We start from the raw sequence: 9,980 nt of genomic DNA on the forward strand, positions 1-9,980 counted from the left end.
GGCCTTTGCCGGTTGGATCCCTTGTTAGTCGCTACATATGATTCCGAGGCTGGGCCTCCCTGTCGTGTCTCTTCTCTGCTGGAATGTCTCAGCAGGTTTATGGGCTTCTTGAGTTGCCTTCGTGACCAAGCAGGCTGCAGAGAGTTGAGGCATGCTCGATGCCCAATGCTCCATCCTGAGTGTTGAACTCCAACGTGATGACTTGGCGCGTGAGGCCAAGAGGTACGAGGAGTGCAACTGAGGTGTCGACGCGAAGCAAGCCGGTGTCACTTTGGCAAACCCAAATATCCATCGTCACCCCTTCCTTCAATCAGGCTGCCTATCTTGGCTTGACTCTGGAATCAGTGGCCAGGCAGCGCTACCCCCATCTGCAGTACATCGTTGTCGACGGCGGCAGCACCGACGATTCGCTTGAGGTGATCAAGCGCCACAGCGAAGGCCTTGACCGTTGGGTGAGCGAACCCGATCGGGGCCAGGCGCACGCGCTGAACAAGGGTTTCGCCTGGGCTCGCGGTGATGTCGTCGGCTGGATCAACTCCGATGATCTGCTCGCCGAGGGCGCGCTCTCGGTGGTAGGTGCGTTCTTCGACGCGAATCCCGACTCCATCTGGTGCACCGGGGCCTGCGAGCTCATCGATGCAGAGGGCATGCCCCTCGACGTGCTGGCTGTCGATCCGGGACTGCCGCCTGCGCAGTGGTTGCTGCACATGCAGCATCGTCGCGCTGCGATCCTGCAGCCTTCCACGTTCTGGCGGCGTGCGGCGGGTGAGGCCGTGGGGCCACTGCGTGAGGATCTGCACTGCGCCTTCGATTTCGAGTTTTTCTACCGGCTCCGCGAGCGCTTCGGCCCGCCGGCGCAGCTCGATGTCGTGCTGTCGAAGTTCCGCCTGCACGATGCGAGCAAGACGGTGGCCACCCACGAGATGTTTCTGCTGGAGATGCTCGAGATCGTGCGCGAAAAGGTTCGGGCGTTGCCCGTGGCTGAGCGTGCGATCGTTTACGAATGGCTGCAGCAGCAGCGCACGCGCGAGTGCTTTTTGCGCCAGCAGATCGCCCTCAGGCACAACAGGCACCTTCAGCATTGGCAGTGGCGAGCCAGGGGCTGGGCGCATCGCCTTCTGGGTTGAGAATGCCCAGGATGAAGAATGCCCTGGTTCTGTACCCATCGGCGTCCACGGCCTGCGGCATCGGCACCTGGGTGGAGGCGCTTTCGGGTTCGCTCGGCGAGCGCGGCTGGGCCGTGAGGGTGGGCCTGGCCTGGGGCCGCCGCTACCACGTCCCGTCCAGGGTCGAGGCCTTTCGGCCGGGCCTGCGCACGCTGCGCATGGATGCCCGATCCGGCACCGAAGAGGCGCGGATACAGGCCATCGCACGCACGATCGAGCGGGTGCGGCCTGATGTGGTGGTGTTGACGGTGCTCGACTCGGCTTTTGAGGCGGTGCGGCGCCTCCGCCATGCCGGCACCAGCGTGCGGCTGGTAGCGGTCAATCACGGCAATCTTCCCGAGCAGGCCGCCTGCCTGCAGGCGAATGCGCATGTGATCGACACCGTGGTGTGCGTGAGCCGGCTCAGCCACACCGCGATGCGTTCGGTGCCTGGTGCATTTCCTGCTGCTCGTTTGCTGCACGTTCCCAACGCCGTTGCCACAGCGCCTTCCGCGCCCCGGCGTGGCCGCGGGCCGCTGGTGGTGGGTTATGCCGGACGTCTTGCCAGCGAGAAGCGCGCCGAAGACATCGCCCCGTTCTTTCGTGAGCTGCACAGACTCGTGCCGGAGGCTCGCCTCTGGGTGGCGGGTGCCGGCGATGTGGCTCCCGCCATTGCCGCGCTGGCATCGGAGTTCCCGGCCCATGTGCGCTATCTCGGTGAGCTGAACGCTGCTGCCCTGCGCACCGAGTTTTTCCCGCGGGTCGACGTGCTCACTCATTTCTCGGCGGCAGAGGCCTGGGGCTACTCCATCGCGGAGGCCATGAGCCACGGCGCCGTGCCGGTGACCTCCGACTTCCTCGGCCGCTCCATCGATGGCCTTGCGCTGGATCAGATCAATGCACTGGTCTTTCCGGTCGGTGATCGGCGCCGTGCTGCAGAACATGTGCAACGGCTGGCCGCCGAGCCGGCTCTGCTCAGTTGCCTGTCGGAGGCGGCGGCGGCGCACATCCGGCAGAGCTTCTCGATGGAGGCTTTTGGCCGCCACTGGGCGCGCGCGCTGGAGGGCTGCCTGAGCTTGCCGCCATTGCCGCAGCCGGTGCGGCCTCGCAGCCTTGATGCTCGCGGCCCGCTGGGCCTGCGCCGCCCCTGGTGGGAGCCTGTCCGCCGGACCCTGGGCCGGCAGGTGGCTCATGGCAGCCCGGGGGAGGAGTGGCCCCACTTCAGCTGTCGCGACACCGCGTTGGTAGCCGCGTATGCCGCGGCGATGGAGAGGGCACGCTGATGGTGACGGGGGAACAGCGATCAGTGATGTTCGTGGCCCCCAGCGCCTACCAGCTCAGCGGCCTGGCAACCTGGCTCGACTACCTGGAGCCCGGGCTGGCGGGTCTCGGTTGGAAGGTGTCCGTAGGCCTGGTGCAGGGCCCGCGCCATCACCTGCCGCACAGCTACCTCGAAAGGCACCCGCACAGCCGCTGGCGGGCCATCGAATGCGCCACGGGCACCCCGGAAGGGCGGGCCCGTGCCATTGAGCGGGCCGTGGCCGTTGTGCAACCAGACGTCGTGGCCAGCGTCAACATTCCCGACGCCATCGTGGGCACGGCGCGGGCACGCCGTCGGATGGCGGTGCACCCGAAGATCGCCATGACGCTGCACGGCATCCAGCCGGATCTCTACGCCGATGTCCAGCGCTACGCAGCATGGATCGATCGCGCGCTGTGCACCAATCGGTTGGCATGTCGCCTGGTGCGGCAACGCGCGGGAATCCTGGAAGACCGCATCGGCTACGCGCCCTGTGGCGTCGAACTGGGCGAACCCCGTCGGGCGCCGCATGAGGCTGGCAAGCTCCGCATCGCGTTTGTAGGGAGGCTCGAGCAGGATCAGAAGCGGGTGGGTGATCTGCCCGAGATCGCGCGCCAACTCGGCGAATTGTGCGTTCCATTCGAACTGCTGATTGCGGGCAGTGGCCCTGAGGAGCAGGGGCTGCGGCAGGCGCTGAAGCCCGCTGTTGATGCCGGCCGGGCCCGTTTCCTGGGCTTCCTCACGCCACAGCAGCTGGAGGCCCAGGTTCTCAGTCAGGTCGATGTCCTGCTGCTCACCTCGGCTTGGGAGACAGGGCCGCAGGTGATCTGGGAAGCGATGGCCAACGGCGTTGCCGTGGTGTCGTCGCGCTACGTGGGCTCAGGGCTGGAGGGGGGGCTGGTCCACGAGGGCAACACGCTGCTGTTTGCACCGGGTGACTGTGCGGCCGCGGCTGCCCAGCTGCGGCGGGTATGGACTCACCAGGCGCTGCGTCAACAGCTGGTCGAGGCCGGTCAGGCCCTTGTGCAGACGCGGTACAGCATTCCCGTATCGGTGGCCCACTGGAGCCGCGAACTCCAGGCGACCTGTGAATCCGAGGCACTTCCAGCTGCCCCACCAGTGCCTGTGGGTGGCGCGAGCAGCAGGCTCGACAGGTTGCTGGGCTCGTTGATGGCCGAAACCGTGCGCGAATGGATGGGCAAGAAGGGCCCGGATGGAGGCCCTGGCGGCGAATGGCCCCATGCCCACTCCAGCCTGGCCTGCGACGACCCCCAATTCTGGGCGGAGGCCGCTGCGCTCGATGCGCCGAACCAGGGGGCTGCGCCGTCATGAGCCGCGGCAGCATGGCCGAGTGGCTGTGCACGGTGGCGCTTCTGCGCTACCCGGAGGTGCGGCGATTCCTGGGTGAACGGCGGTTGGAGTGGTTGCGTCTGGACGAGATACGCCGCCTCCATCCCACCGCCAAGCTGGCTGACGATGTCAAGCTGCTGGCCTATGCCGAGGGCAGGCTGGCCCTGGGCAAACGGGCCGCGGTGGGAAGCGGCACTGTGCTCGCCTTCGGCGATGACGCCAACGGCTACGGCTGCATCCGCATCGGCGCCGCCACCTGGCTGGGCGAGTACAACAACCTGCGCGCCTGCGGCGATGGTCACATCGTGATCGGATCCGACTGCCTGATTTCCCAGTTCTGCACGCTGGTGGGCTCCAACCACGCTGTGGATCGCGGCCGGATGATCCGCGATCAAGGCCCCGACCGCACCCGGCTCGGCGTGACCCTCGGCAACGACGTGTGGCTGGGTGCCGGTGTCACGGTGATGCCCGGCGTCACCATCGCCGACGGGGCGGTGATCGGGGCCGGTGCCGTGGTCTTGAGGGATGTGCCGGCCTTTGAGATCCATGGCGGTGTGCCCGCCCGCAAGATCGGGGAGCGCAGCTGAGATGGCGTCTGTCACCCTTCGTCAGAAGCTGGGCTGCTGGCTGCACGAGCGCTGGCGGCTCGAGCTGGCGCTGCGCTCACCCAGCGAAGCATGGCTCGACCTGCGCAACCGCCACGAACGCCTGACGGCAACCGATTCAGGCAGGGCCCGCGTGTGCAAGTGGCGCGACACCTCGCCGCTCACGGTGTGCCGCTTCTTTCCCCGCACGGGTGCGCGGCTGCTGAGGTGTTGCCTGCAGCGATGGCCCGTCACCTTTGCCGCTCCCCCCGGGGAGCGGGGACAGGCTGAGCCGCAGCTGAGCGTGATCATCGCCTTCCGTGGCAAGGCGCGCCTGCCGCAGCTGCGATGCTGCCTTGCCAGCCTGTGGGGTCAGACAGGGGTGCGGCTGGAGATCATCGTGGTTGAGCAGAGCTGGATCCCGGTGCTGACTCCCGAAGACCTGCCCGGTGTGCGTCTGTTGCACGCACCCTCCACCTCCCCCGAGATGCCGTTCAACAAGTCGTGGGCGCTGAACGTGGGTGCACGCCAGGCGTGTTCGCAATCCCTCGTTTTCCACGATGCCGACATGGTGGCTCCCTCCAGCTACGGGAAGGCCACCCTGGATCTGTTTGCCCGCGGCTTCAGCGGTGCGCTCGTCCCACGCTTCGTCTTCTACCTCGACCGCGAGACGTCGAGACAGGTGCAGCAAACGTATGCGCTCGCCTGCGTCAAATCCATCGACGACGTTCGCGCCAACTGCCGTGGGGTGACACTGGTGATGACCCGCGACGCCTATTGGGAGATCGGTGGGCATGACGAATCGTTCTATGGGTGGGGCGGTGAGGATGACGAGATCCTGGAGCGTGCCCAGACCCTGCGCTTCTATCCCGGCGCGTTCGTGCCCTTTGTGCATTTATGGCATGAATCGCAGCCGGAGAAGCACAGTGGCTTGATCGAGCGCCAACAATTCACCGACCGAAGGTTCGCCATTCCGGTGAACGAGCGAATTGCGCAGCTTCGAGCGCTGAAGGCGGGTGCTATTGATGGGTCGGGTTATGAAGTCGGTAACGCGCGGTGAGTATGCGAGCTCCTGTGCAAATCTCGTAACGCTGCTACGGCATGCCATGCAAGCCTGAAACTCAAACTGTAGTTATTTAGATTGTATTTGACTTCATTTTCCGTCCAGGCGAGCCAGGCCAAGAGTTAAAACTTTATCCATCTTGGCTCTTTTGTTCTAATCGACATCACTGATTGGAAATTCTTTGGTTTGCTTGTGTGGAAGAAAATGACTCAGTTAGTTGGGAGGCTAATCGGCCGCGCAAGCCAAAGCAAGATGCTTCAGCTATGTGCTCAACCGTCTGTCGGGTAGTTTAGTTCTCAAAGGATTCGTCAGCACCCTAGGAAATTCAATTCTCTATTCGCACATGGGTGGCCCTGCTAATCCGCTTTTATTGGCACTCTCTTGGTTTGCTGCCCGGCGAGAGTTTGGTTGCCTGCCGGGAATTCGCTGAGGCCAGTGGCCGTCCAGCGATGGGGCCTTCTGCGAATAACTTTGGGGCTATTTGTGGAAGCAGAGTGTATTCCTGATTAGACGCATCGCCTGTGATGAGTATTTCTTGGCTTGTATTGGTCGTATCTATCATGGCCAAGCTGATGTAGTGTGTTTAGGCGCCCCATCGCATGAATTTAGGATTACTATCTGCGCAAGTTAATAGGCTCTGCAGGCGTAATATGTCAACCATGTGTGTATATGTGAAGTAACGCCAATCGGGTCGAAAAATTATTGCGCTGACATGGCTATCGTGACTTATGTCTGTTAGGAAGCTGCATGCTCAGTAGCGGACACAAAAGCAAACTATCTGCTTGTCCACCAACCTCATCGTTTGTTCCGAAGTAGAAACTAATGAAATTCATCTATATTGTTGGCTTAGAGCATAGTGGAACCACGCTGACAAATCATTTGCTAAGTGCTCATCCTAAAGTTCTGGGCCTCGGAGAGGTATCCCAGTTCTTCTCCCCAGGGCACATGAATAACTACGTTGCACAATGGGGTGGCTATCAGGGCGCTACTCTCTGCTCATGCCTAGAGGACTGGAATCAATGTGAATTCTGGCGCAACATGATTGATTTGTGTGGGCTAAACTCAAATATCCCTCTGGTTAGTAAGTACAAAAGCTTGGTGACTTATGTGCGTGCAACCCAAGGTGAAGATGCGATTATAGTAGACTCTTCGAAAGTTGTTGCAACATTGCAAATGTTGTCTGAAAACTTTTCGGAGATATTCATGCCCCATGATGTTCTTCGAGTCATTTTTTCTATTAAGGATGTTCGCAGCTTCTCTGCGTCTATGGTGAGCAGGCCCCGCGGAAAGCGCTCACTTATTTCTGTTTGGCGTGCCTTCAACTATTGGCTTGGTGCTAATAAGATCATCCTCCGTTATCTAGTATCTGGCCGAGTCGATTTTCGCTTTAGCCTTTATGAAAGCTTATGTTTTAGCCCCAGTGACTTCCTGAATGAGCAATTGTCAGCGCTCGGCTTAAGGCAGGAAGAAGGAGAGCTAAGTATCAGCAGGAGCTCATCTCATATCGCGATGGGGAACAAAAACTTCCTGATGAGAAATAGAGCAAGAATTAGATATGACTCGAGGTGGCTTTGTGACGACTTGATAAATCTAGTCTATTTGGCTCACTTTAGGGCTCGCGCATTCAACAGCTATATACACTCTTCTATGAGCTTGGCCAATTCTCGGGCTTAGACTTGGGCTTCATCGAAGCTGCGCTATTGACGCTCGAGTATCAGCTTTAAGCCGCCAGTAAGTGAATTTCTTTAAGTTCTGACCGCGTTTCTCGGGGCCTACCTTAATGAAAGCTCATCGCGCTTTGAGGCGTGGCTTGGTTTCAGTTATTATTCCTGTATTTAACAGAGCAGGGTTGCTGGATCAAGCTGTTCTTTCAGTTCTGAGGCAGTTCTACCGCCCGATTGAAATCATCATTGTTGATGACGGGTCTACCGACGGCACTGCTGCTTTCGTGGCGTCGTTGGTTAAGTCGCATCCCTCGGAGATACGAGCCCTACGAATCAGCAACAGCGGTCCCGGCTTTGCTCGTGAGGCTGGAAGACGCTTGGCTATTGGTGAGTTCATCCAGTACCTCGATAGTGATGACCTGTTGCTGCCCGACAAGTTTGCTGTCCAGGTGGCAGCGCTGCGTGCAAATCCTGAGTGCGGCATCGCCTACGGCATCACCCGCTTGGTGGATGAGTTCGGCGCTGTGCTGCGCGAGCCGTACAAGTGGACTGCGCAGCAGCACGAGAGGCTGTTCCCCGCGTTGTTGGTCGACCGTTGGTGGAATACGCATACGCCGCTGTTTCGTCGCGAGGTGTGCGATGCCGTGGGGCCCTGGAGTGACATGCGGATGTGTGAAGACTGGGAGTACGAGGCAAGAGTCGCGGCCCTTGGCGTGAGGCTGGTCCGCTGCCCGCAAACGCTGTCCGAGCACCGCCAGCACTCACAGGCCCGGCTCACTGGGGGGGGCGACCCTCTTGAGCATTGCCGCGACGTGGCACGCCTGATCAGCAGCTTGTATGCGTCAGCCAAGCAAGCTGGCGTCCCCACCGAGTGTGCCGAGATGAAGCACTTCTCACGCTGGGCCTTTCTTGAGGCACGCCGGGCCGGTGCAGCCGGACTCCCTGACGAGAGCCGGCAGTGTCTGAACGTCGCACGGAGGGCGGCGGGTGCCCGATCCGCTCTGCAGATGCAGATCTACCAGTTGGCTGCGGGCTTGTTGGGATGGAAACGCGCAGGCCTGCTGGCGATGCATGCAGAGAGTTTGCGTCGCTCTGCGCCATCCGGCAAAGGTCTACCCCTGGCTTGGCTCGACGTCCCATGACCCCAAGCCCGGAGATCTCCGTTGTGATGGGTGTGCACAACGGCGCGGCTCACCTGGAAGCGACGCTGCGCAGCATCCTCGATCAGCAGGGTGCGGATCTGGAGTTCGTCGTCGTTGACGATGGCTCCACCGATGGCACCGCAGCGATCCTTGCCTTTCACGCACAGGCGGATGCGCGCCTGCGTGTGATCACTCAGCCCAACCAGGGGCTGACGCGTGCCCTGATCCGCGGCTGCCACGAGGCCCGCGGAGCGTTCATCGCCCGGCAGGATGCCGGCGACGTGTCGGAGCCTGGTCGCCTCCGAGAGCAACTGGCTCTGATGCGGCGCTACCCGCAGGCCGTGTTCTGTTCCTGCTGGGCTCGCATGGTGGCCAAGGGCGGCGAACTGCTCTACGAGGCCAGGGGCTCGGGTCTGTCGACCGAGCCGCGCTGGGTGCTGGAGCCGGCAGCCCGGCACGGCATCCTCGATGGTCCGAGCGTGCACCCCACGGTGATGATGCGCCGCGCCGCCTACGAGCAGGCGGGTGGCTATCGCGCCGCCTTACGCGTGGGGCAGGACTGGGACCTGTGGTACCGACTGGCAGCCCTCGGCGCCTTCGTGATGTTGCCACAGCCGCTCTACACGTATCGCTTTGACGAGGGAGGCATCTCAGCGACGCGTGCCGAAGAGCAGGCTGCCTATGCACGCCTCTCGCTGCAGGCGATGCGGCTGCGTGCGAGGGGCGAATCGGATGAGCCTGTGCTCCAGCAGGCCGCCGCGATGCCGCCGACGCAACGCCAGGTGACCGCCAGCCGCGCACGCGCCCGGATGAACTATTTCGTGGCCAGCAACCTGATCCGCAACCGTGATTCCAGGGCCTTGCGGTACATCTGGGCCTCGCTGCGTGACGATCCGCTGGCGCCCCGGGTGTGGATGCGTGGGCTGCAGGCCGCCTTCCTGAAGCTGCGGAGCCAGGGCGCTGCTTCGGGGTCCGTGGTGTGAGGGTCCTGATGATGGCCGACGTGCTTCCGGAGCCGGACTCGGGCGCTGCCGGCACCGAGTGGCAGACGGCCCGGGCGCTGGAGCGTGCGGGCGTCGACGTGTGCACGGTCTGGGCCAGCGACATGCGGCGGCGGTTGCGCCACGGCAACCTGCACTACCTGCTCGAGCTGCCGCTCACCTACCGCACAGCCCTGCGGGCCCACCTTCGCCAGGGCAGGTTCGACGTGGTGCACGTCAACCAGCCCCACGGTTACCTGGCGGCGCAGGACCTTCGCGCGCGCGCCCCCGCTGCGGTCTTCGTGCACCGGTCGCACGGATTCGAAGGCCGTGTGGAGGAGGACCTGGCGCCGTGGAAGCGGCTCCATGCTGTGCCGCGCCCGGCACCGGTGCGCGTCGCCCATGGGCTGATGCGAGCCGCCCTCTCGCGCAGCAACCGCATGATCGCCCGCCATGCCCATGGCCACATCGTGAGCGCTTCGCAGTGTGCGGCCTACCTCACATGCCACCACGGCGTTGCCGCTGAGCGCATCGCCGTGATCCCCCAGGCCGCCCCGCGGGCCTTCCAGGAAGCCTGCCCCGAGCCGATGGATATCGGCCGCCGCCTGAAGCTGCTCTACGTGGGCCAGTTCGCGTTCATCAAGGCGCCGTTCTTCGTGGCGCAGGTGGCCCAGCAGGTGCTGCAGGCGCGGCCCCAGGCCAGCTTCACCTGGGTCTGTGAGGGGCGTAACCATGCTGCCGCGCGTGGGCTG

Annotated in this window: 8 protein-coding genes; all 8 read left to right on the forward strand. The window is 62.7% G+C overall.

Annotation, left to right across the window (positions count from 1 at the left end; all coding sequences use genetic code 11):
- Window positions 1-197 precede the first annotated feature (197 nt).
- Window positions 198-1,127, forward strand: a complete 930-nt coding sequence (locus ACLNEE_RS15010; RefSeq protein ID WP_411423676.1) for a glycosyltransferase family 2 protein — start codon at window positions 198-200, stop codon at window positions 1,125-1,127.
- 11 nt (window positions 1,128-1,138) lie between these two features.
- Window positions 1,139-2,428 (forward strand): glycosyltransferase family 4 protein, encoded by a 1,290-nt coding sequence (locus ACLNEE_RS15015; protein WP_411423657.1) that lies wholly within the window; start codon window positions 1,139-1,141, stop codon window positions 2,426-2,428.
- Between the two features lie 26 nt (window positions 2,429-2,454).
- The gene (locus tag ACLNEE_RS15020; RefSeq protein WP_411423656.1) at window positions 2,455-3,777 is read left to right on the forward strand and encodes a glycosyltransferase family 4 protein; all 1,323 of its coding nucleotides are present in this window, start codon (window positions 2,455-2,457) and stop codon (window positions 3,775-3,777) included.
- Window positions 3,774-4,382: an acyltransferase gene (locus tag ACLNEE_RS15025; protein WP_411423655.1), complete on the forward strand. Its 609-nt coding sequence runs from the start codon at window positions 3,774-3,776 to the stop codon at window positions 4,380-4,382. The genes ACLNEE_RS15020 and ACLNEE_RS15025 overlap by 4 nt, the downstream gene beginning before the upstream one ends.
- Window position 4,383: 1 nt before the next feature.
- Entirely contained in the window at window positions 4,384-5,439 is a 1,056-nt protein-coding gene (locus tag ACLNEE_RS15030) for a glycosyltransferase family 2 protein (RefSeq protein WP_411423654.1), read from the forward strand.
- Window positions 5,440-7,252: 1,813 nt separating this feature from the next.
- A complete protein-coding gene (locus ACLNEE_RS15035) occupies window positions 7,253-8,248 on the forward strand; it encodes a glycosyltransferase family 2 protein (protein ID WP_411423652.1) in 996 nt (331 codons plus the stop codon).
- Window positions 8,245-9,231 (forward strand): glycosyltransferase family 2 protein, encoded by a 987-nt coding sequence (locus ACLNEE_RS15040; protein ID WP_411423651.1) that lies wholly within the window; start codon window positions 8,245-8,247, stop codon window positions 9,229-9,231. The genes ACLNEE_RS15035 and ACLNEE_RS15040 overlap by 4 nt, the downstream gene beginning before the upstream one ends.
- Window positions 9,232-9,242: 11 nt before the next feature.
- Window positions 9,243-9,980: glycosyltransferase (locus ACLNEE_RS15045; RefSeq protein WP_412007286.1), on the forward strand; the 738-nt coding region annotated here is incomplete at its 3' end.

This window comes from Aphanothece stagnina RSMan2012, from assembly GCF_046764815.1.
Lineage (GTDB): Bacteria > Cyanobacteriota > Cyanobacteriia > PCC-6307 > Cyanobiaceae > NIES-981.